The sequence below is a fragment of the Methanoregula sp. genome (assembly GCF_050010295.1).
Classification (GTDB): domain Archaea; phylum Halobacteriota; class Methanomicrobia; order Methanomicrobiales; family Methanospirillaceae; genus Methanoregula.
Map to the genome: position 1 here is coordinate 283,698 of NZ_JBEKLH010000002.1, position 20,287 is coordinate 303,984.

The following is a 20,287-nucleotide window of genomic DNA, read 5'->3' on the forward strand; positions in this document are numbered from 1 at the left end:
TAACAATTGTGAATTTTGATCAGGTTTATGATCCGGAAGAGTGCATGCGCTGTTCTGTTCCTGATGCTTGCGATGGCAGCATCTCCCGCTGCTGCATCATCCCTACCGGCAGGGGCGACCATGATGCCCATGAACGGCGGATCCGGGCAACGCGACGGGCAGCCCGCGGGCTGCAACTGTCAGGTGCCCGTGCAGGCATCGACAGCTCTGCCAAGGGGCGACCCCCTCCCGCGTACGGCCGGGGAGGCGGAACCCTCAACCTGCAATGGTCCGGCATTTCCAATACCAAACGGTGCCTTGAGTACGACCAGCAGGGTCTCCGGTATCCGGCGGATCTACCCCAAGAACGTCCTCGATCATCCTGAACGGGCGGCAGTCTATGCGGCTATTGTCACCCGGCCCGGTATTGACCTGGCAGCCATCGCATCGGAACTGGGCATGAACCGCGAGACCCTCCGGTATCATCTCGACCAGCTGGAATCCGCAAGCCGGGTCATCGTGATGCGGGACCATGGGATCGTCCACTATTACGAGAACCACGGACGGTACACCCCCATTGAACGCAGGGTGCTCCAGCATCTCTGGAACCCGACTGCAGAACGGATATTATCGCTCATTTCCAGGATGCCCGGGATCACGCAGGCCGGGGTGGCTGCCCACCTTGCGGTCACTGCGCCGACCGTGCGGTGGTATATACGAAGGTTCCGGGCTGATGGTATCCTTACTGAACAGCATGAAGGACGATACACCCGGTACACCCTGACCCCTGAAGCCTGCCCGTTCATCCGGGATAAGGAAACCGATGCAACCGGTGCCGTAGTTGTTGTCTGAAGGCTTCCCTTCGGTATGAGTGGAGCCCGCGTTTTTGTGTGGTTCCGGAGCCGGATATCTCCTTTTCCGGGATCAGAGGTGGGGGATTCTGCCGGGTTTTTTCCTGTACCGGACCTCGCACGCTTCATGGTGTACTGGGGGATGCCGGGTAAAATAAGGCATCAGGTCTGGATGCCGGGGTGGCGGGATTGTCTGCTCCCGGGAGCGGGCTTTTCATCCGTGAGAATGGATGGTTTCCGGAATCTGCCCGATGATACTATCGGAGATCAGGGCGTTTTCGATAGTACCGTAAAAAATTGTGTGGCCATTCAAGCCCATTCAAACACAAAGTCTGTTACCGTCTTTTTTATCCCCTTGACCTTCCTCACTTCACTCAGCGTCTTTGTCACGATCTCTTCATAACTCTTGCCTTCAACCGATACCAGGAGATCGTGCGTTCCTGTTACAAAGTCTGTGCTCTTTACCCCGTTGATCTTCTTCAGTGCAGTCTTTACTTCCTTCTCTTTTCCGGTCTCGATATCAATTTTCAGATATGCTGTTGCCATTGAATTCAACTCCGTTTGTTGTACTACCTATTATGCCGTGTCAAAGATGATCAACGACAGACGATCTTGACTGACTCCCAAAGAACCTTCCACGGTAATATCATTCTGGACGGGACGGATTTATCCTCGGAGATCTTTGAGATTCTTCAAAATCCTCAACAACGTTATCGGACTCCACGGTATTTACCGATGGAGAAATCCGCAAAAATGGCCTGAAGTGTTTGGATAATGAAATTGGTACTATCGACGCAGCGACCTTGTTGGCAGAGATCGGTAATTTCTGATATCTTCCCGTTGGGTGGATCAGAGCAGGCGGCCATTTCTCATTTTTCAGCCAATCCCGCCGGGTTTTACAATGTCGTCTGGACCGTGGAAGGCGATCCCAGCTCAGGAACTTCGAGCCCAATCGTTTCAGAGAACCATTCCGCGACCAGCCCGCGGTGGCAGTGCGTCCGTTCCTTCTCGAAGCAGAGGAAGATGATATCGTGACCTGCCCCGGCAACGTCCAGGTCCCGTAGGATCTCCTCGGGATCGAGGTTCGAGAGGATCTCCTCCCGGTACCTTCTCTTATATTCTTCCCAGTCCCCGAGTTTCAGCATCCCGGGTGTCGGGGCGAGCCTGAAGTATCTCGTGCCGGTATACCCTCGGGGCGGGAAGCGGGCTATCGAGACCGCACCGGGCTCTTGGGCACTCCTCGCGAAGTAGCTGGTCTTCAGCATCCTGCAGGTATTTCACTGGCTGTCCTGAATATTTTTGCGGAACTCGCATGCGTCTCTTTCTCCAGTCGCGGCCCGGCAGGAAAGGGGTACCCCCTCTCTCTCAGTGATAGGTGGGGAGGGGGGTGGTACCTCCACTGAAGGAGGGGTAGGGGAGGCAGGTACCCCTCTCAGCACAAGTGGGGTGGGTACCCCCCCTGACCAGAATCTGCCAGGAAACCGGGTTCTCCGACAACAACTCCACGCGAACCCGGACATGTGTGCATGCAACCTGAGGGGGGTAGCTACTCCTCCCACTGAGGGACTGGTGGGTAGGAGGGGGGGTGGGGGTGGTCTGCACGGCCGGCATTCTCGCGGGGATCATTGCGGTCCCCGCCGGGTGCTGGTTTGCCGGGCGGAAGGAACTCCCTCTTGCCTTCATCGGCGCAGCGCTCCTGTTCCTGCCGCTCTTCGTCTTCCTGCCCTGGTTGATCCGGTACGCGATGAACACGGACACGTACGCCGTGCTGGACGTGTTCGGGAAGAATGAGCAGGTGAAGAAAGTCTTCTGGGCCCTCTTCATCGCCACCGCTGGCCTTGTGCTGGCACAGGTGGTTGACCCGCTCACGGCACAGAAAATCGTCGGGATCATCACAGGGATGGTTCCGTAAACAGAATGGCAGGGAGTGATCTCCCTGCCCCAATCTCTTACGATTTTGATCTGACATCCCAACCGGAACCCACAGTTCCCGCATATTGATCGTGTCCCGTCGGACGGGGAATTTTATTTATTATCAAGGGTAATAAATCAGTGTAATTTTTGCCGCTAAATTATACCTTATATGCATAAAAGCCAACATGTTATACCAACCATGCAGACAACAATAGACCGCGAGAAGCGCCGGGAATACCGGCAGAAACTTCTCAACAACCTTTCCGCCATCGTCACCGCGGTTGACGAACTTGACAGGGCGGCAGCTGAAGCAAGGAACCACCTGCACCTGCACGACCGGTTCTTCTTCCAGCATGCAGCGAACCTCACTGAATATGAAACGTATGGCACAAACGATGATCTGGTTGAACTCTATCTCGATACAACCCAGGTCCTCGGCCGGCTCGAAAAGGCCCGCGCTCACATAACCGCTGTCTGCAGCCTCATGCAATTCTATGATTATTCGTCGAATGCCATCTTTCAGGAATTTGCAGCGAGGGAGGCGGAACACCTGTGACCTACGGGACCCTCGGGTACGGGTTTTTCCGGGATACCGTCCAGTTCCGGCGAAAGGTCCTGTACTGGCATATCATACCATCCTGCACGGAACTGGGATTCAGGAGCCCGGGGATACCCGCTCCTGAATCCATGGCATCCTTTGCAGAAGGCAGCCGGATACAGGACCAGCTGATCTTTACGGCATCCGCTGCGGAGATGGTAAAATGCAGATCCCCGGCCTGATGGCATGCACCCTGCTGAAAATCGCTGGGCATTCCCGGATGTTTTTTATGCGTATGCCCCCGGAATTTTCGGGATCTTTAAAATCGTCAGTTCCCGCCGCGAATAAACAATCTGTTCCGGGGAATTAAAAAAGAGGTTCCCCCATCCATATCAGGTCAGCAGCACCCGATCAGCCCGCGACACTGCCGGTCCTGATGCCGGGTACCGGACCTGCACGGGGAAGAACAGAAACACCCGGGATCCCCCTTCTCACAGCGTTCCCAGTGCCTGATCGAGATCCGCAATGAGATCGTCTGCGTTCTCGATCCCCACGGAGACCCGGATCAGGGCATCGCTCACGCCCACGTTCCTGCGTTCTTCCTGAGGGACGGAGGCATGCGTCATCGTCGCCGGGTGCTCGATCAGGGACTCGACGCCGCCGAGGCTCTCCGCAAGGGCGAACAGGTGCAGGTTGCGGAGGAATCTCTTTGCCTCCGCTTTCCCGCCCTTCAGTTCAAAGGAGAGCATGCCCGAGAACCCGGTCATCTGTTTCCGGGCAAGTGTGTGCTGGGGGTGCGAGGGGAGGCCGGGATAATAGACTGCGGTGACGTTCCTGTGCGCTGACAAAAACCCGGCCACGGCAAGCGCATTCCTCTCGTGCCGCTCCATCCGCACCGCCAGCGTCTTGATCCCCCGGGCGACGAGGAAGCTGTCGAACGGGGAGAGGATCGCCCCCGCCGTGTTCTGGTGGAAGCGGAGGTTCCGGAAGAGTTCCTCATCGGATGTGATTAACGCCCCGCCGATCGAATCGCTGTGGCCGTTGATGTACTTGGTCGTGCTGTGCACTACGACATCCGCACCGAGCGCGATCGGCTGCTGGAAGTACGGGCTTGCAAACGTGTTGTCCACTACAACCAAAGCCCCTGCATCGTGGGCGATCCCCGCGATCTCCCGGATATCGCAGAGTCTCAGCAGGGGGTTTGTCGGCGACTCAAGCCAGACAAGTTTTGTCTCCCTGCGGATAGCCGCCTTGACGTTCTCCGGATCTCGGGCATCGACATACGAGAAATGAATGCCATAACTTTCCTGGAAGACCCGGGTGAAGAGGCGCCGCGTCCCCCCGTAGAGGTCGTCGAACGCGACCACGTGGTCTCCCGCTTTCAGCAGGCTCAGGCAGAGCGTGGTCTCGGCAGCGAGCCCGGAGGAGAACGCAAGGCCGTACCGGGCGTTCTCGATCGCTGCCAGTTTCTTCTCGAGTGCAAACCGGGTAGGGTTCCCGCTCCGGGAATACTCAAAGCCCCCGGTCGGCTCATCGACATCCCGCCGGGCAAACGTCGATGCCAGGTGAACCGGGACGACCACATCCCCGCTGGGGTGTCCGGTGAAATCCGGTTCCTCGCCGGCATGAATCGCCTGAGTATCAAAACCCATCTCAAATCACATCCCCAAATCCGTTGGTCTTCATCCATTCATCGTTGAAGATCGTGCTCAGGTAATTGCGCCCGGTATCCGGGAGCAGCACCACGAGCAGGTCATCTTCGGTAAGCCCCTGTGCAACCCGGGCTGCAGCAGCAACGGAAGCTCCCGCTGTCCCGCCGACGAGGAGCCCCTCCTCGCGGGCCAGCCTCCGCGTCATACGAAAGGCATCTTTGTCCTCAATAACAATCACGTCGTCTACAATGCCCAGGTCCACGGTCTTCGGGATGAAATCCTCGCCGGTCCCTTCCACTTTGTAGGGATGGGATACCTGCTCCGTCCCGTAAAACACGTGGTGGTAGATCGAGCCTTCAGGATCCACCCCGATGATCTGTATATCCGGGTTCTTCTCCTTGAGATAGCGCCCGGTTCCGGAGATCGTCCCCCCGGTCCCGATACCGGCGACAAAATGGGTGATATGGCCCCCCGTATCCCGCCAGATCTCCGGGCCGGTGGTGGTATAATGTGCGCCTGGGTTGTTCGGGTTCTCAAACTGGTTTGGTACGAACGATCCCGGGGTCTCCCGCGCCACGCTCTCTGCAACCTTGTAATAACTGCGTTCATCTTCAGGGGGAACGTTGGTCGGCGTCCGGATCACGTCCGCCCCGTACGCCCGGAGCAGGATCTCCTTTTCCCTGCTCATCTTCTCGGGCATGGTGAAGATCACCTTGTACCCGCGCGAAGCCGCGGCAATTGCCAGCCCCGTCCCGGTATTTCCTGAGGTAGGTTCAACGATCGTTCCCCCGGGCAGGATATGCCCGGCCCGCTCTGCCTCGGACACCATGTTGGCAGCAATCCTGTCCTTGACGCTCCCCCCGGGATTGAGGCTCTCCACCTTTGCGAGCACCAACGGCCTTATCCCGGCCGGCATCACGTTATTGAGCCGGACGAGCGGGGTGTTCCCGATAAGTTCTCCGATATTCTCATAATATCTCATCGTCGTCCTCCTGTTTCTTCTCGCTCCATTTCTCCTGCTTTGTCTTGGTGCAAACCCCGTTCTTGGGGAAGATGCAAGTGCACGGGACTTCCTGCTTCAGCCAATAAAAAACGTGGTGGCAGGTGTCCAGCGGGGCAGTTACTGCCGACAAGCGGGAAACGGAGAGGGAAGAGGAGATGAAAAAAGGGTGTCGGAACCACCGTGACGGCTGGGTATGCCCGTTGCAGCGGCAGCGAAGCCACGCATTATAAAGGTAGTAGTGCCGGGAATGCCATTCCCTGTTCCCGGTCCGGTCTGTGCAGGCATCATGTTCACGATCGTGATTTTTGGTTACTACATGTTCACCATGGGGTTATAAAAATGTAGGGATTGCGGTGATTCCCAATCCCCCTCATGCGTGGAATGGGTGAAGGTAGCGTCCGATGGAAATGATGCCATTCCCCGCGGGAGATTATCTTGGATATCGCCTGAGAAATGCAGATGATAGTATTAATAGGAGAGATATCGTCAAATACTGCCTGTATACGAGGTTTTTAATCGCCAGAATTATTTATATTCTGGAGGTAATGGAAGTGCACGGCATGAGGGTGATCACCCGATCATCACCGTCGACGTCCGGCATACCGTTGCCGGGAAGTTTCCGTTGCTTCAGAACCATTGAGGAGACAGCTGAATACGTCGGATACGTCCGGCACGATGGTAGAATGGATGCAGCGATCCGTTGGTGTGTGGCGCAACGAGAAGCAGTAAAACAGGGCCGGCGTGGCAGAACGGTTAATGCCTTCGCCTGCAGAGCGAATGTTTGGGGGTTCGACTCCACCCGCCGGCGTCCGATGCAGAGAGACTGATACCATGGAACTTTACAGTACGTTGTCGAGAGCAGTAGAACCCCTGGAGACCCTTCACCCGGGCCGGGTGTACCTGTTCGTCTGCGGTCCTACGGTCTATGATTACTCGCACCTGGGTCATGCAAGGACGTATGTAGTTTTTGACGTACTGGTAAAGTACCTCCGGTGGACGGGAAAAGAAGTGTTCTATCTCCAGAATATCACGGATGTGGACGACAAGATCATCAACCGTGCGAATGCAGAAGGCGTATCCCAGAATTATCTCTCGAGAAAGTTTGAGGCCGAATACCTCCGGGACATGCGCTCCCTGGGAATAGACGCGGTGAGCTACTATGCGCGTGCCACTACTCACATACCGGAGATTATCAATCAGGTAGGGCGTCTGCTTGCGCGTGGTGTGGCATATAGTACAGATTCCGGGGTCTACTTCAATGTGGATACCTTCGGGCGTAACGGGGAACTGTCCGGCCAGGACGGGACGAAGCGTGTCAGCCGCGTGACGGATAACTCAAAGAACAACCCGCTCGATTTTGCGCTCTGGAAGCTCGGGGAGTACGGCGAATATACTTGGGACTCACCGTGGGGCCGGGGCAGGCCCGGCTGGCATATCGAGGACACGGCGATATCCGAGAAGTACTTCGGGCAGCAGTACGACATCCACGGCGGGGGGCTGGACCTGATCTTCCCCCACCACGAGGCGGAGATCGCGCAGATGGAATCCCTGGAAGGAAAGCACCCGATGGTCAGGTACTGGCTGCACACGGGATTCCTGACAGTGAAGGGAGAGAAGATGTCCAAGTCCCTTGGAAACTTCATCACCATCAGAGATGCGCTCCGGACCTGGAACAAAGATGTGCTCCGGTATTTCATCCTCCTCTCCCACTACCGGTCACCTCTACAGGCAACCGACGAAGGAATCGGGAATGCGGCCCGGGCACTCGAGCATATCCGCGCTGTTGCACAAAAAGACAAGGGAGAGAACCGTAAGGGAAGGAAAGCCTTCACCGACGCGATGGATTCGGATCTCAACACCCCGATGGCACTCGCAGCAATCCAGACCCTCGCCGCGAGCGGGGATATTGCGGCCTTGAAAGAGTTCGGCGCGATACTCGGGATCAATTTCCTGCGCGAGACGAGTGCACCCCTGAGTGTCCTCCACGATATCCGGGCAGAGCTGCGTGCCAGGAAACAGTTTGAAGTTGCCGATATGATCCGCGAACGGATGGCCGCCGCCGGCATTACCATCACCGATGCGCCCCTGTGAGCGTTTTTCAGTCAGGGGATTGCAAATTTCATGCAGGAAGGAAGGGCGGATTACTTATCCAGCCATTCGTTCCGTTCAAATTCCGCCCTTGTTATCACGGTCCCGATGGTAAAACGGGGTTCTTTTGCTACTGGCGGTTCAACGGAGGGGGACGGCAGCTGATCTTGGGTTTCAGGGGGGGTTGGTATTGCAATCATGAGGAGTTCCTCCCGGGCGTACTCTTTTGCCCGACTGGTGAGTAGTCACTATCGGTCGTTTCGGTATCGGCCGGGCACGCATATGACTGCACATCGGTAAGCCTCCTGGTGTTCAGTGATGGAAATTGTTCCTCTGTCGGTCCCTCGCGTTTCTTCAGGCTCATGGGGGTCATCCGGAAAAACCGGGTCGGTCCGCCTGTCAAAAAATCCGGACGGGTGCCAATGAACCGCGGTAGTGTGGATACGGTATCTCAACTCTTGGAGGTCCGGGGGGATAAGGACTTCAAAACAGGCAATGCTTGCTCAAAAAATGACAGGAATGATAGGGACCGGAAAACCCGGGTCCTCCTGAGGTTGACGGCAGGAGGGGGCACCCATGCTCAGGATTCAGGAGTTCATCAGGATTCCACGGTAGGATGGGTAACCCGGATACGTTTTTACCGTGGACGCAGGTGAACGCGTGCGTCCTGGTAATGAGTACACTTTTCCGGAGCCCTGCAAAAACACTTGTGGCAATATACGGCGTTCCCGTCCCGGAGGGGCCCGTAGAGCCGGTACCTGCGCTGGCTGTGACGCCTTACGGATCGCAGGGACATACATAGTGCTTGGGGTGCACGCTATAATAATATCAGGAAATGAGCAAAAATTTCCTTCACATCCGAGCTTTCAGGAGAGAGATTCCCCTGGTCCGTAATGCAAAATACCGATATCCATCCTTCATCACCTGCCCGTGGAACCGGGAGGTCTGCCCGGACCCTGGTCCGGAAAAAAGTGTGGATACCCCCTGGTGCATCCTCAGAACGGAGCGACAATTGCGCTCAGCATATCCTCGATGAGTGTCGTTGCACCCCGGTAACCTGCATATCCCCGGTCGAGCACGACCCGGTCGGTCACAGGGAACGATACGCTCAGCCTCCATGCCCCGATCCCCCCTGCCGCTTCCTTGTCGAGAGAACTACCCAGGATAAATGCGGGCTTCTCCTTCTCCACCGCGTCCCGGATCTTCCACGAATCGGATTCATAGATGATCTTCGGGGTGATCCCTTTGCCGAGGTTCAGGATATCGTGGAGGGCTGCCCGGTGCTGTTCGGGAACCTGGTCCGTGACGACCGCAACCGAGGGGAGCCAGCCGATGTCCTGTACCAGGAAGCGGTTCAGGGCCACGGCATAATTGGCATCGCTGATCGTTGCAAAGTGCAGCTGGACATCGAAGTCCACGAGGAAGTCCGCGATCCTGTCGATGTACTGGTAAACCCGTTCCTCCTCCCGATTCGTAACTGCGGTTGTCCTGATCTTGAGAGCAGCGCCAACCTTCCTGACGAACGCGTTGGTAGTTGTCACCCCTATCGGCAGGGGATGCACGATATACGGCGTCCCGAAGCGCTCCTTCAGCCGCTCTGCAACGGAGACCCCAACCCATGGCGAGAGTACGATGTTAAGAGCCGCAGCACCGGCTTCTTCCACCGGAAGACCGTGATGAGGCGAAGGTGCCGGTATCAAAACCGCATCTGGTGGTATGGGATTTTCGTGCCTGTCGGACGCATGTGGAGCCGCATCATACAGCAACCACCTCCCTCTGTGGCTGGTTCAGGCCGTAGAGACTCTGGCGGGCGTCAATGAAATAATGACGCTCGATGAGGACCTTTTCTTCCTTGAGCCGGTTCAATGCGTACCGCACGGTCCGGGACGGCAGGGAGGTCTCGCGGATGAGATCCTTCTGTGTCAGCTGGCCGCCGTGTTCAAGCACTTTGTACACGAGCTTTGCCGATGGAGGCAGGTGCCCGATGTTTCTGGTGTTGTTATTCTCGTTTGTGTTTACGACAAAAACGATCCCTCATAGTGGATCACCATAACAACATGGCAATTCACAATTGTTAAGTATTTCGGTTCTCAGGATCTTGTCCAGCTCAGGGTTCACAGGCTGAAAACCAGATAATATCGCATTTTTTAACCATTTGCCAATAATTCTGGGTTTTTCTGGGTGTGAAGAACAAATCTGTAATTATGCATAGGGGTTATAATAGATCCCCTTCTCATTCCCGGCGCGCATCTATAACATCTTTGTTGCCCGGTTGAAGCAGTGGCATTGCGTGGTTATCTAGCTCATTATCTGGCATTGTGCGTCATGGGGGCACCATCCCGGGATCCGGTCCCGGGCAGAGGCTGAATCTTGTCCCATCAGGGAATAAAACAACGGCATTCCCCGCCGGGAAAAACCATAGTAAAGACGATTTCTGCGCCGGATCCTGCGGAAAATGGATCGTAATGACATGATCAAACGTTGGGGACGGTCCCTGAAATATCACCATGAACGAGCAAATATCGCCCTGTTCGTACACCAATCGGAGAGTTCCGTCAATAGTTGCCGCAGAGTAAAATGAGGTTCCGGCACGATCTGACACTATTGTATGGCTTCTGCCAAGAGCTTACCATCTTTAATAAGTTCCCAAGGTAAGCAATTTCAAGCATGGACGCCGGTAACCGCGTTCAATGAGTATTTTTCCCTTCTGGTAATAGAGAGGCAGGAATTATACTTCCTATTTTCTGATAGAAGCACTGATTCTGAACGCCGCTTCGTTTCCGTAAAAACCCAGATTATTTTTTCACATGCGGCATATTTTGCCCCAAGGTGCAGCATTATTGCAGGAACAGGAGAAATCCACATTGCATTTTCATCAGAAAAAGGACTTATGAAAGAAAACGGCAGAGAGTTCAGGAATACCAAGAGTTATCGCATCTGGATCGACAAAAACGGAACCGGGCATATACGAATAGTAAAACGGATCAACTTCAGCACATTTATTTCACTATGCCGTGAAACATACCTCGCAATTGACCGAACTACGGATTTGTCGATCAGGATCATTATCTACGTGCCGCGCTCGCTTTATGATGTAATGTCGGAAAATGTGCGGGAATTTATTATGTTCTGCCGATCCTGCACGGATGCAGTCTTCGAGCTGAGTGTAATCGGGGAATAATATGGATTTCCTGTATATCCCGGTTCAGCAATCCCAGTTTCAGTCCCGCAATTTTTTGCGGCAAAAAATGCCCGTAAATCAAACTATTAATAACAATTTGGTCAATGATAGAATGCATTGTCACAATTGTGAACATCATTGCCAAGGTGGCGGAGTGGCCACGCGGCTGACTGCAGATCAGCTACATCCCGGTTCGAATCCGGGCCTTGGCTCTTGGAGAGGTGTATCAACACCTCGACAATGAGAAGAACTGCGCAGCAGTTCTTCGAATTGAAAGAGATATTTGAGAACCTCGAAGAAAAGAAAAAGTGCTCGAAACATCTTCGGACTCCAAGATGTGTTCCAACACTTCGAAGGGGAGAAGAGAGGCTGAAAACCGTGTCTTTGAATTCTGGTAATTCAGCCTTGAGTGAAAAGCTCATCCTTCCCAGGAGGGTGGTTAAATGGACCGGGGCATTACTGCTGAAACAAAAGCTCTCCTGATCAACATCGGCAGTGCTGATATTGATCCCTGCCTCCTGCCTGCCGGTTTCAAAACAACAGCGACCGCGGGGCCAGGCGCTGGCGGGACCTCGTTTTTCATCCGTTCGGGCGACCATCGTGTCCGGCTTTCCATAAAACCGGACTCACCTCTTAAGGTAATCCCATGGAAAGAGGGGGTTGCGGTGCAAAAGGAAGGGCGAATCATAGCCTATGGTACATTGGAACTGCCACTCTGTCACTGCCCGGAACAGGCCTATATTACGGTCAGTGAGCGCTGCATCTTCGATTGTAAATTCTGCCCGGTCCCAAAACTGAACGGCCATGTAAAGACGATCGAAGAAATTATTACCTTGGTTGAACAGGCTCATGCCTGCGGGAATCTGCGGGCGATCTCCCTGACCAGCGGGGTAGCCGAGTCTCCTGAAAAAGAAGCGCGGTACATGACAGAGGTTGTACGATGTCTTGCGGAAAGATTCGATTTACCCATCGGTGTGTCAATCTATCCTACTGCTACCTCAACTGAAGATCTCCATAATGCAGGTACCGTTGAGATCAAGTATAATGTCGAGACCATGGACCGTTCGATCTTTGAAAGGGTCTGCCCGGGGCTATCTCTGGATTACATTCTGTCTGCGCTCGAAAACGCAGTCAGGGTATTTGGGAAAAACCGGGTCTCCTCCAATTTCATTATCGGCCTTGGTGAGACCGATGAATGCGTACAGGAGGGGATCGAAACGCTCACCGGAATTGGAGTCATCCCAAATCTCCGCCCGATCTCGCCGCACCCCCTGAGGAAAGGTGAGATTGTTGTGGAACGCCCGTCTCCCTATCGTCTCATGCTTCTGACACGGCTCAACAAATCCGCGCTCGAACGTCACGGGCTTGATGTGAGAATGGCACAGACCATGTGCCTTCCCTGTACCGGTTGCGATCTCACCCCCCAGCGGGACCTGTAAGAACCGATAATTTTCTCTTATTTCCATCGGGATCACTATTTTTTTTACAACCGGATCTTCCCTCTCCTCTATTCCGGAGATCAGGAAAAGTTTGCCGGTAAATTATCCTATAAATAATTCCTGTGCCAACGATAGTAGGCGATGTCACCATTGTGAACATCCGTGCCAATGTGGCGGAAAGGCTACGCAGCTGACTGCAAATCAGCGTATCCCGGATCGATTCCGGGCGTTGGCTCTACGAGCGGTTCGTCAGAACCGCGAGTTAGAGAAGAAGTGCATCAGCACTTCTTCGATTTTGGAGAGGTGTATCAACACCTCGACCATGAGAAAATTTACGAAGTAAATCTTCGACTTTCAGGAAGATATCGGAACCACGAGGAGGAGAGGATGACTCCCGCCTCGTTTTTCGCTCAACGCTTTTCTGCAAATTTTTTGTCCGTGACCTCCTCCATTACCTGTTGGCGAGGTCGGTCTGCCTTTCTGGATTATCATTCCCATAGAAGACTTAAGAACCTGAAAAGAAAGAAAATTCACGACGTAAAAACAGGATCAGGAAAATGCTGCCGATTGGAGAACTATTATATGGTCACGATTGGTATCTAGTATAGTTGAATTCACAATCGTGAATCACGACGTGCCAATGTGGCGGAAAGGCTACGCGGCTGACTGCAGATCAGCGTATCCCGGTTCAATTCCGGGCGTTGGCTCTTCGAAAGAAGCAGGAGAAACACCATGAGTATCAGGATCCAGAAAACATTCGAAGCACTCTTCGAGCTCGAGGAGATCCGGGGGCTCTTCCGCGAGGCCCTCCCGACCGGGTTCGACACGGAAGAGGAAGCCGCGTTCAGCCAGCGGATTGCTCGGCTCAAGGCAATCATTGCCGACCTCGAAACCGGCACCGGCACTCCTAAGGTGACGAAAATTGCTGGCAACTTGGATGTCAGGTCGCGGGAGGAACAGTATATCAACATCCACCCCATCCAGGCCGCGGGGAGGCTCACAACGGAAGCACGCAAAGCCATCATCTCCTACGGTGACGGATACTCAACCTGTGACTTCTGCCGGAAACCCTTCAGGCTCGATAAGATCACCAAGCCGGGCATCGCAGAATTCCACGCTGAACTTGCAAAATGGCTGAACATGGACCAGGCCCGGGTCGTACCGGGTGCACGCCGAGGGTTCCAGGCAGTCGCAGGGACGCTGGTGGAGAAAGGCGATAGCGTCATTGTCTCCGCTCTCGCCCACTATACCGAGTTCCTCGCCGTGGAAAATGCCGGAGGAATAGTCAAGGAAGTGCCGCTGAACGCCAACAATATCGTTACCGGTGAAGCAACGGCACAGAAGATCGAAGAGGTCAAGCGGGAGACAGGAAAACTCCCGGTGCTCGTCATGATCGACCACTTCGACTATCAGTTTGCAAACGAGCACGAGATCAGGGAGATCGGAAAAGTTGCACACCAGTATGACATACCCTTCCTCTACAACGGGGCGTATACCGTCGGCGTCCAGCCGGTAGACGGGAAGAAGATCGGGGCAGACTTCGTGGTCGGCTCCGGACACAAGAGTATGGCATCGGTCGCACCGTCCGGGGTACTTGCAACGACCGATGAATGGGCGCCAAAAGCGCTCCGTACCACCGCGATGGTCGGCGACCTCACCAAACGCAAGTTTGGTATCAAGGAAGTGGAACTGCTCGGATGCACGCTGATGGGCGGGACCCTGCTCTCCATGATCGCATCGTTCCCGACCGTAAAAGCCCGGGTATTGAAATGGGACGAGGAAGTGAAGCGGTCCAACTACTTCATCGACCGTCTCCTGAAGATCTCCGGCAGCAAGGTGCTCTCCGAGTACCCGCGAAAGCACACGCTCACGAAGATCGACACCACCGGCAGCTTTGACACGGTTGCAAAGACCCACAAGCGCCGCGGGTTCTACTTCAGCGACGAACTGTCGTCCCGCGGGATTGTTGGGGAGTTTGCCGGTGCCACCAGGACCTGGAAACTGAACACCTACGGCCTCAACGAAAAGCAGATCCGCTTCCTTGCGGACGTCTTCACCGGGATCGCGGAAAAATACGAGATCTCCGTTGCGAAGTAAGTGCGGCAGGACAGATTCACCGTTCGCTGACCAGCGGACCATCAGGACACATCATGACAAGTAATATTCCGGGTTTCTTAGCAAAGATCAACCCGTTTCGGAAATCAAAAAAAGAACACACGGAAGAAGAATCCCCCCAGAAAGAAACAGCAAAGGAATCCATCATGTCAAAGAAGAAGTTCAACCTTGGAACCCTCGCCCTTCATGCAGGGCAGGTCGCCGACCCCACTACCGGGTCAAGGGCAGTACCGATTTACCAGACCTCCTCGTACGTTTTTAAGAATGCGGAACATGCAGCGAACCTGTTTGGTCTCCGCGAGCTCGGGAACATCTATACCCGTCTCATGAACCCGACCACGGACGTGTTTGAGAAGCGTGTTGCAGCCATCGAAGGTGGCAACAGCGCGATCGCAACGGCATCAGGCCAGGCCGCGATCACTTACGCGCTCCTGAACATCACCCAAGTGGGTGATGAGATCGTCTCCGCGGACAACCTGTACGGCGGTACGTACGAGCTCTTCCACTACACCTTCCCGAAACTCGGAAGGCACGTGATCTTTGTCGATTCGACAAAACCGGAAGCCTTCAAAAAGGCAATTACTCCCAAGACCCGGGCAATTTATGCCGAAACCATCGGGAACCCGAAGCTGGATGTCCCGGACTTTGAAGCCATCGCAAAGATCGCCCATGACGCGGGAATCCCGTTCGTGGTTGACAATACTACCGGTATCGGTCTCGTGCGCCCGATCGAACACGGCGCCGATATCGTTGCCAACTCCGCTACCAAGTACATCGGTGGTCATGGCAACTCGATCGGTGGAGTGATCGTCGATTCCGGGAAGTTTGCGTGGAACAACGGGAAGTTCCCCGAGTTCACGGAACCCGACCCGAGCTACCACGGTCTCAAGTACTGGGACACCTTCGGTAACTTCGCAACCTTCGGCAACGTGGCCTTCACCTTCAAGATCCGCATCTCCCTCCTGAGAGATACCGGTGCGGTACTCAGCCCGTTCAATGCCTGGCTCTTCCTCATCGGTCTCGAGACCCTCCACCTCAGGGTGCCCCGCCACTCGGAGAATGCCCTCGCGGTTGCCGAGTTCTTAAAGAAACACCCGAACGTTGCATGGGTCAACTATACCGGACTTCCGGAACACCCGAGTTATAAGCTCGCCCAGAAGTACCTCACCGGGGGATACGGTCCTCTTGTCTCATTCGGAGTCAAAGGCGGGGAGAAGGCAAGCACGAAGTTCATCGACAGCCTCAAGCTCTTCAGCAACCTCGCCAACATCGGGGACTCCAAGAGCTTGGTCATCCACCCGGCAACCACGACCCACCAGCAGCTCACGCCGGAAGAGCAGAAGAAGACCGGAGTCACCCCGGACCTCGTCCGACTGTCCATAGGAACTGAAGACATCGAAGATATCATCGCGGATCTCAGGCAGGCCCTCGAAGCCGGCAGCTCGTAATCGCGTATATTAAGGACCTGCCAGAGAACGTATTACCATGAAGATATCTGTTGGCTATCCCGGCACAAGATTTGAATTTGAAGGCGCTTGTCGATGATCAAAGGATCAGTTGGGATCGTAACAACCAGTTTTTATCATCATTCAGCCCCGCTCCCGCTCGAGAGCGGGGAGATCCTCCCCTCACTTTCTGTTGCCTACGAGACCTATGGCAAACTCAACAAGGACAGGAACAACGCAATTCTAATTTGCCATGCCCTTTCAGGTGATGCCCATGTTGCGGGATACCATGTGGGAGAGAAGAGAGCCGGCTGGTGGGATGCCGTTATCGGCCCCGGAAAAGCCTTCGACACCGACCGGTATTTTGTGATCTGTTCAAATATTATCGGTGGCTGTAAGGGTTCGACAGGCCCGTCTTCGGTCAACCCTGCAACGGGAAAACCCTACGGCATAACGTTCCCGGTCATCACTATCAGGGACCTGGTGAATGCCCAGAAGCTGCTCATCGATCATCTCGGTATCGTCCAGCTCTATGCGGTTGCCGGCGGATCGATGGGCGGCATGCAGGTCCTGCAGTGGACGGTCTCGTACCCGGTGACGGTCAAAAAAGCGGTCGTGATCGCCACGTCGGGATACTCGACACCCCAGCAGATCGCCTTCAATGAAGTGGGCAGGAAAGCGATCATTTCCGATCCGCACTGGAACCATGGTGACTATTACGGGAAGGCGCTCCCGATCCACGGCCTTGCCCTTGCCCGGATGGTCGGGCATATCACCTACCTCTCCAACGAGTCCATGCACGAGAAGTTCGGGAGGGCCCTGCAGGGAAAGGACCGGATCGGGTTTGACTTCTCCACGGATTTTAAGGTCGAGAGCTACCTCCACCACCAGGGGGACACGTTCACGAAACGGTTCGATGCCAACTCCTACCTGTACATCACCAAGGCGATCGACTATTTCGACCTGACAAAGGACGGATCGCTTACCACGGGGCTTTCCGGGGTAAAAGCAGCGTTCCTGGTGATCTCGGTATCCTCCGACTGGCTCTACCCTCCGTACCAGTCGCAGGAGATCGTCTCGGCGCTGACCGCAAACGAGGCCGAGGTCCATTACTGCGAGATCCGCTCCAACTACGGGCATGACGCGTTCCTCCTGGAGTCCGGCCAGATCAACTACCTGGTGGGAAAGTTCCTCTCCAGCACGGTTGTTGGCGATCTCATGGTCCGGGAAGTCCAGACAATCGAGGAAGGGACGACGATCGCCGTAACAGCCCGGCGTATGATCAATACCGGTGTAAACCACCTGCCGGTCCTCTCGAGCGGGGGACAGCTCGTGGGAATTGTCACCTCATGGGATATCGCAAAAGCGGTTGCATCCAACTTCCTCTGGCTGGACGAGATCATGTCCCGCAACGTCATCACTACGACTTCCGATGAACTCATCGAAGAGGCGGCAAAGAAGATGGAAGAGCACGCGATCTCGGCACTGCCGGTCGTTGACGGGGAGAACGGGGTGGTCGGGCTGATCACGAGCGATGCGATCAGTATCCTGGTCGGGAGGGGGAACCCGTGAGGATACTCTCGATCCATGTAGACTCCATGTGGTACCATGCCACCCAGAAGACGAAGATGGCAGAGCCTGCCGGTACCCGTGAAGATACGATGAAGAATTGCGTTGTCCTCTTCTGCTGCGTGGAGAAACTGGATGAGAAGAACCCGGCGCATGTGATTGCAAGCGCCACAAAAAATGTGCTGGTGCGCCTCTCCCGGCTGAAGGTGGACCGGGTGATGATCTATCCGTACGCCCACCTCACAACAGCTCTTGGATCCCCGCAGGTCGCCCTCTCGATCTTACAAGGGCTCGAGGAATCCCTCAGGAAAGAATCAATCGACGTAAAGCGGGCTCCGTTCGGCTGGTACAAGGAGTTTGATATTCATGGCAAGGGACACCCGCTTGCGGACCTCTCCATGACGATCTGCCCGTATGAGGGGACGGAATGCGATTTCACGTGTCCCTATTGTCACCACCCGATAAAGGAGGCGGACATGGAGCACGCCTGTTCAGGTGCGGCTGTGTGCACTCCCGGGAAGACAGCGACTGGTGAGAAAATATGACAACGGAAGAACCGGCACAGCACAATATAAAGAACGCGATCCTCCTGCTCGGGTGCCCCGAGGTCCCGGTGCAGATGGCAATCGCGCTGCACATAGCGTACAACCTGCAGAAGCGGGGAACCGAAGTTCTTGTTACGGGCAACCCTTCGGTGCTCAACCTGCTCAAAGTCTCGGATCCAGAGAAGCATTACATCCCGAAGATGATGGTGCTCGAAAAATGTATCGAAGAGGTGGTCGGGAAGAAGCGGGACTGCGACCTCTGCGTGGTGTTTGCGCACAACGATGCAGCCATCCAGTACGCGGCGACCATGGGTTACCTTCTGCCGAAGAGCAGGCTCGTCGTGATCGTATTCGGAAGAACCCCCGAGGTACTTGAGGAGACGATCACGTTCCCCTGCGAGAAGATCGTCGACAAGGCGGTCCACAACCCGATGCAGCTGAAGATGAAGATCAACGAGGTGTTCGGATGGGCTGCATCGAGAACCTGAAGTACGAGATGATCCTCCCGCTCGGCGCCTCCTTCAGGGAGTGCCGGGAGTACGTGGAGAAGAATTTCAGCGAGGTCTGGTATGTCGATCCCGGCTACAAGATCTTCGACGAATACCTCATCGGCCTCCCCCCGATCGCCCTCGGGCTTGACAGCGGAAAGATCGTCTTCCCGTACACCAAACCCTGCCACGGCACCTATCTCCTGGGGATCGAAGATGCCGACGAGGCTGACCGTGTCAGGAAAACGGCAAGAAAGAAAAAATAATCCTCTGGTGAAATGACGTCATGAAAAAACAATGGCTTGTGCGGTATTCTGAAATTTTCTTAAAGTCAGATCCGGTCCGGAGGCAGTGGGAGAACGTGCTCATTGCAAATATCGTCGAAGTGATGCCCGGCATCCACGTGCGGAACGAACGGGGCAGGATCTGGCTTGACGGCGACGTGAAGCAGGAACTCCTGAAGAAGATCTTCGGCATCGTTTCGTTCTCCGAGGTGGAGCACATCAATCTCAGGGAGATTGCATGGTACCTTCCCGATTACTGCCGGCGGCACGGCCTGAACGAGGCAAAAACGTTCGCAGTCCGTGTCAGGAGGGTGGGCAAACACACCTTCAGTTCCAATGACAAGGCGATCGAGTACGGTGACCTCCTCCGGCACGAGTTTCCCCACCTTAAAGTGAACCTTGCGACACCCGATAAGGAGATCCATATCGAAATCCGGGCAGAAGAGGCGTATCTCTATGACTCCGTGACAAAGGCGGTCGGCGGCCTCCCGCTTGGGGTCGAGGGGACGCTTGTCGCCCTCGTCTCCGGGGGCATCGACTCACCGGTCGCCGCGTGGATGATGATGAAGCGCGGGTGCAGGATCATCCCGCTCTTCGTCGCGCTCGATACCTTCCTCGACGAGACTACTGTTGCCCGGGCACAGCGGGTCGTGGATGTCCTGGCAACGTACCAGCCGGGCATCAGGCTGACCGTCGTCCGGGACTCGTACCTTGCGGCCGCAAAGCAGGAACTGGTCAGCAGACACCTTGAGAAATACACCTGCATCTTCTGCAAGCGGAGGATGTACAGGGTGGCTACAGCATTTGCACGGCAGGCAGGTGCCAAGGGGATCGTTACCGGGGAGTCGCTTGGCCAGGTGGCCAGCCAGACGCTCGACAACCTCCTCGTCCTTACAGATGCAGCGTCCGACGTCCCGATCTACCGGCCCCTGATCGGGTATGACAAGGAGGAGACAATGGCGATCGCACGCGGGATCGGGACATTTGCCGAGTCTACGTCAAAGGCATCCGGCTGCAAGGCGGTGCCCGTCGGCCCGTCAACAAAAGCGAAGCTTGCGACCATCCGGGAGATCGAGGATACCCTGGAAGCGACAAAAATGCCGCTGCCGGTATGATCCCGGGCGTATCCTGCCGTGCGCGGGGATACATAAAACGTTGGTAGTTTCCCTTCGGATGTACCCGGATCCCATCATTGT

At 55.2% G+C, this 20,287-nt stretch carries 21 protein-coding genes and 3 tRNA genes; 18 read left to right on the forward strand and 6 right to left on the reverse strand.

Annotated elements, in window-relative coordinates:
• Positions 1-27 precede the first annotated feature (27 nt).
• Complete coding sequence (locus ABSB80_RS04325; protein WP_428368539.1) at positions 28-831, forward strand: winged helix-turn-helix transcriptional regulator; 804 nt, start codon at positions 28-30, stop codon at positions 829-831.
• A 308-nt stretch (positions 832-1,139) separates the two neighbouring features.
• Here ABSB80_RS04325 and ABSB80_RS04330 read toward each other — a convergent pair whose 3' ends face one another.
• Together ABSB80_RS04330 and ABSB80_RS04335 are read right to left on the reverse strand one after the other, a co-directional pair.
• A complete protein-coding gene (locus ABSB80_RS04330) occupies positions 1,140-1,376 on the reverse strand; it encodes an Lrp/AsnC ligand binding domain-containing protein (RefSeq protein ID WP_428368540.1) in 237 nt (78 codons plus the stop codon).
• Positions 1,377-1,726: 350 nt separating this feature from the next.
• Entirely contained in the window at positions 1,727-2,095 is a 369-nt protein-coding gene (locus ABSB80_RS04335; RefSeq protein ID WP_428368542.1) for a DUF488 domain-containing protein, read from the reverse strand.
• Positions 2,096-2,421: 326 nt separating this feature from the next.
• Between ABSB80_RS04335 and ABSB80_RS04340 the strand changes: the two genes are divergently transcribed.
• From ABSB80_RS04340 to ABSB80_RS04350, 3 genes are all read left to right on the forward strand, one after another.
• Positions 2,422-2,742: a hypothetical protein gene (locus tag ABSB80_RS04340; protein WP_428368544.1), complete on the forward strand. Its 321-nt coding sequence runs from the start codon at positions 2,422-2,424 to the stop codon at positions 2,740-2,742.
• 201 nt (positions 2,743-2,943) lie between these two features.
• A complete protein-coding gene (locus tag ABSB80_RS04345; protein WP_428368546.1) occupies positions 2,944-3,300 on the forward strand; it encodes a hypothetical protein in 357 nt (118 codons plus the stop codon).
• Positions 3,297-3,524, forward strand: coding sequence for a hypothetical protein (locus ABSB80_RS04350; protein WP_428368548.1), 228 nt, complete (start codon positions 3,297-3,299; stop codon positions 3,522-3,524). Before ABSB80_RS04345 ends, ABSB80_RS04350 begins: the two co-directional genes overlap by 4 nt.
• Before the next feature lie 249 nt (positions 3,525-3,773).
• Here the strand turns inward: ABSB80_RS04350 and ABSB80_RS04355 are convergent, their stop codons facing one another.
• Together ABSB80_RS04355 and ABSB80_RS04360 are read right to left on the reverse strand one after the other, a co-directional pair.
• On the reverse strand, positions 3,774-4,934 hold the full coding sequence (locus ABSB80_RS04355; protein ID WP_428368550.1) for a cystathionine gamma-synthase: 1,161 nt from the start codon (positions 4,932-4,934) through the stop codon (positions 3,774-3,776).
• 1 nt (position 4,935) lies between these two features.
• Complete coding sequence (locus tag ABSB80_RS04360) at positions 4,936-5,916, reverse strand: PLP-dependent cysteine synthase family protein (RefSeq protein WP_428368552.1); 981 nt, start codon at positions 5,914-5,916, stop codon at positions 4,936-4,938.
• Positions 5,917-6,672: 756 nt separating this feature from the next.
• On the opposite strand from ABSB80_RS04360, the gene ABSB80_RS04365 reads away from it, so the two are divergent.
• Positions 6,673-6,745 (forward strand) — tRNA-Cys (locus tag ABSB80_RS04365).
• A gap of 23 nt (positions 6,746-6,768) precedes the next feature.
• Positions 6,769-8,028, forward strand: coding sequence for a cysteine--tRNA ligase (gene cysS / locus ABSB80_RS04370; RefSeq protein ID WP_428368554.1), 1,260 nt, complete (start codon positions 6,769-6,771; stop codon positions 8,026-8,028).
• A gap of 992 nt (positions 8,029-9,020) precedes the next feature.
• Here the strand turns inward: cysS and ABSB80_RS04375 are convergent.
• Both ABSB80_RS04375 and ABSB80_RS04380 read right to left on the reverse strand, forming a co-directional pair.
• The gene (locus tag ABSB80_RS04375) at positions 9,021-9,689 is read right to left on the reverse strand and encodes a nitrogenase component 1 (RefSeq protein WP_428368556.1); all 669 of its coding nucleotides are present in this window, start codon (positions 9,687-9,689) and stop codon (positions 9,021-9,023) included.
• Between the two features lie 91 nt (positions 9,690-9,780).
• The gene (locus ABSB80_RS04380) at positions 9,781-9,972 is read right to left on the reverse strand and encodes a winged helix-turn-helix transcriptional regulator (protein WP_428368558.1); all 192 of its coding nucleotides are present in this window, start codon (positions 9,970-9,972) and stop codon (positions 9,781-9,783) included.
• A 661-nt stretch (positions 9,973-10,633) separates the two neighbouring features.
• Between ABSB80_RS04380 and ABSB80_RS04385 the strand changes: the two genes are divergently transcribed.
• From ABSB80_RS04385 to thiI, 12 genes are all read left to right on the forward strand, one after another.
• Positions 10,634-11,206 carry a hypothetical protein gene (locus ABSB80_RS04385; RefSeq protein ID WP_428368560.1) on the forward strand — a complete coding sequence of 191 codons (573 nt, stop codon included), beginning with the start codon at positions 10,634-10,636 and terminating at the stop codon, positions 11,204-11,206.
• A 140-nt stretch (positions 11,207-11,346) separates the two neighbouring features.
• Positions 11,347-11,418, forward strand: a tRNA-Cys gene (locus ABSB80_RS04390).
• 1 nt (position 11,419) lies between these two features.
• Positions 11,420-11,689, forward strand: coding sequence for a hypothetical protein (locus ABSB80_RS04395; RefSeq protein WP_428368562.1), 270 nt, complete (start codon positions 11,420-11,422; stop codon positions 11,687-11,689).
• A complete protein-coding gene (locus ABSB80_RS04400) occupies positions 11,650-12,645 on the forward strand; it encodes a radical SAM protein (RefSeq protein WP_428368564.1) in 996 nt (331 codons plus the stop codon). Before ABSB80_RS04395 ends, ABSB80_RS04400 begins: the two co-directional genes overlap by 40 nt.
• A gap of 636 nt (positions 12,646-13,281) precedes the next feature.
• Positions 13,282-13,352 (forward strand) — tRNA-Cys (locus ABSB80_RS04405).
• 25 nt (positions 13,353-13,377) lie between these two features.
• Entirely contained in the window at positions 13,378-14,742 is a 1,365-nt protein-coding gene (gene pscS / locus ABSB80_RS04410; RefSeq protein ID WP_428368566.1) for an O-phospho-L-seryl-tRNA:Cys-tRNA synthase, read from the forward strand.
• Between the two features lie 164 nt (positions 14,743-14,906).
• Positions 14,907-16,208: an O-acetylhomoserine aminocarboxypropyltransferase/cysteine synthase family protein gene (locus ABSB80_RS04415; protein ID WP_428368568.1), complete on the forward strand. Its 1,302-nt coding sequence runs from the start codon at positions 14,907-14,909 to the stop codon at positions 16,206-16,208.
• A gap of 93 nt (positions 16,209-16,301) precedes the next feature.
• Entirely contained in the window at positions 16,302-17,777 is a 1,476-nt protein-coding gene (gene metX, locus ABSB80_RS04420; RefSeq protein ID WP_428368570.1) for a homoserine O-acetyltransferase MetX, read from the forward strand.
• A complete protein-coding gene (locus ABSB80_RS04425; protein ID WP_428368572.1) occupies positions 17,774-18,319 on the forward strand; it encodes a threonyl-tRNA synthetase editing domain-containing protein in 546 nt (181 codons plus the stop codon). The genes metX and ABSB80_RS04425 overlap by 4 nt, the downstream gene beginning before the upstream one ends.
• Positions 18,316-18,807, forward strand: a complete 492-nt coding sequence (locus ABSB80_RS04430; RefSeq protein WP_428368574.1) for a DUF1890 domain-containing protein — start codon at positions 18,316-18,318, stop codon at positions 18,805-18,807. Before ABSB80_RS04425 ends, ABSB80_RS04430 begins: the two co-directional genes overlap by 4 nt.
• On the forward strand, positions 18,786-19,073 hold the full coding sequence (locus ABSB80_RS04435; protein WP_428368576.1) for a DUF1894 domain-containing protein: 288 nt from the start codon (positions 18,786-18,788) through the stop codon (positions 19,071-19,073). The genes ABSB80_RS04430 and ABSB80_RS04435 overlap by 22 nt, the downstream gene beginning before the upstream one ends.
• Positions 19,074-19,093: 20 nt before the next feature.
• Positions 19,094-20,206, forward strand: coding sequence for a tRNA uracil 4-sulfurtransferase ThiI (thiI, locus tag ABSB80_RS04440; protein WP_428368578.1), 1,113 nt, complete (start codon positions 19,094-19,096; stop codon positions 20,204-20,206).
• The last annotated feature ends 81 nt before the right edge of the window (positions 20,207-20,287 follow it).

Excerpts from the sequence above, each read along its gene's own strand:
- ABSB80_RS04325 (WP_428368539.1), top strand. The coding sequence starts at position 28 with ATGATCCGGAAGAGTGCATGCGCTGTTCTGTTCCTGATGCTTGCGATG.
- ABSB80_RS04330 (WP_428368540.1), bottom strand. The coding sequence starts at position 1,376 with ATGGCAACAGCATATCTGAAAATTGATATCGAGACCGGAAAAGAGAAG.
- ABSB80_RS04335 (WP_428368542.1), bottom strand. The coding sequence starts at position 2,095 with ATGCTGAAGACCAGCTACTTCGCGAGGAGTGCCCAAGAGCCCGGTGCG.
- ABSB80_RS04345 (WP_428368546.1), top strand. The coding sequence starts at position 2,944 with ATGCAGACAACAATAGACCGCGAGAAGCGCCGGGAATACCGGCAGAAA.
- ABSB80_RS04355 (WP_428368550.1), bottom strand. The coding sequence starts at position 4,934 with ATGGGTTTTGATACTCAGGCGATTCATGCCGGCGAGGAACCGGATTTC.
- ABSB80_RS04360 (WP_428368552.1), bottom strand. The coding sequence starts at position 5,916 with ATGAGATATTATGAGAATATCGGAGAACTTATCGGGAACACCCCGCTC.
- cysS (WP_428368554.1), top strand. The coding sequence starts at position 6,769 with ATGGAACTTTACAGTACGTTGTCGAGAGCAGTAGAACCCCTGGAGACC.
- ABSB80_RS04385 (WP_428368560.1), top strand. The coding sequence starts at position 10,634 with ATGGCTTCTGCCAAGAGCTTACCATCTTTAATAAGTTCCCAAGGTAAG.
- ABSB80_RS04400 (WP_428368564.1), top strand. The coding sequence starts at position 11,650 with ATGGACCGGGGCATTACTGCTGAAACAAAAGCTCTCCTGATCAACATC.
- pscS (WP_428368566.1), top strand. The coding sequence starts at position 13,378 with ATGAGTATCAGGATCCAGAAAACATTCGAAGCACTCTTCGAGCTCGAG.
- ABSB80_RS04415 (WP_428368568.1), top strand. The coding sequence starts at position 14,907 with ATGTCAAAGAAGAAGTTCAACCTTGGAACCCTCGCCCTTCATGCAGGG.
- metX (WP_428368570.1), top strand. The coding sequence starts at position 16,302 with ATGATCAAAGGATCAGTTGGGATCGTAACAACCAGTTTTTATCATCAT.
- ABSB80_RS04430 (WP_428368574.1), top strand. The coding sequence starts at position 18,316 with ATGACAACGGAAGAACCGGCACAGCACAATATAAAGAACGCGATCCTC.
- ABSB80_RS04435 (WP_428368576.1), top strand. The coding sequence starts at position 18,786 with ATGGGCTGCATCGAGAACCTGAAGTACGAGATGATCCTCCCGCTCGGC.
- thiI (WP_428368578.1), top strand. The coding sequence starts at position 19,094 with ATGAAAAAACAATGGCTTGTGCGGTATTCTGAAATTTTCTTAAAGTCA.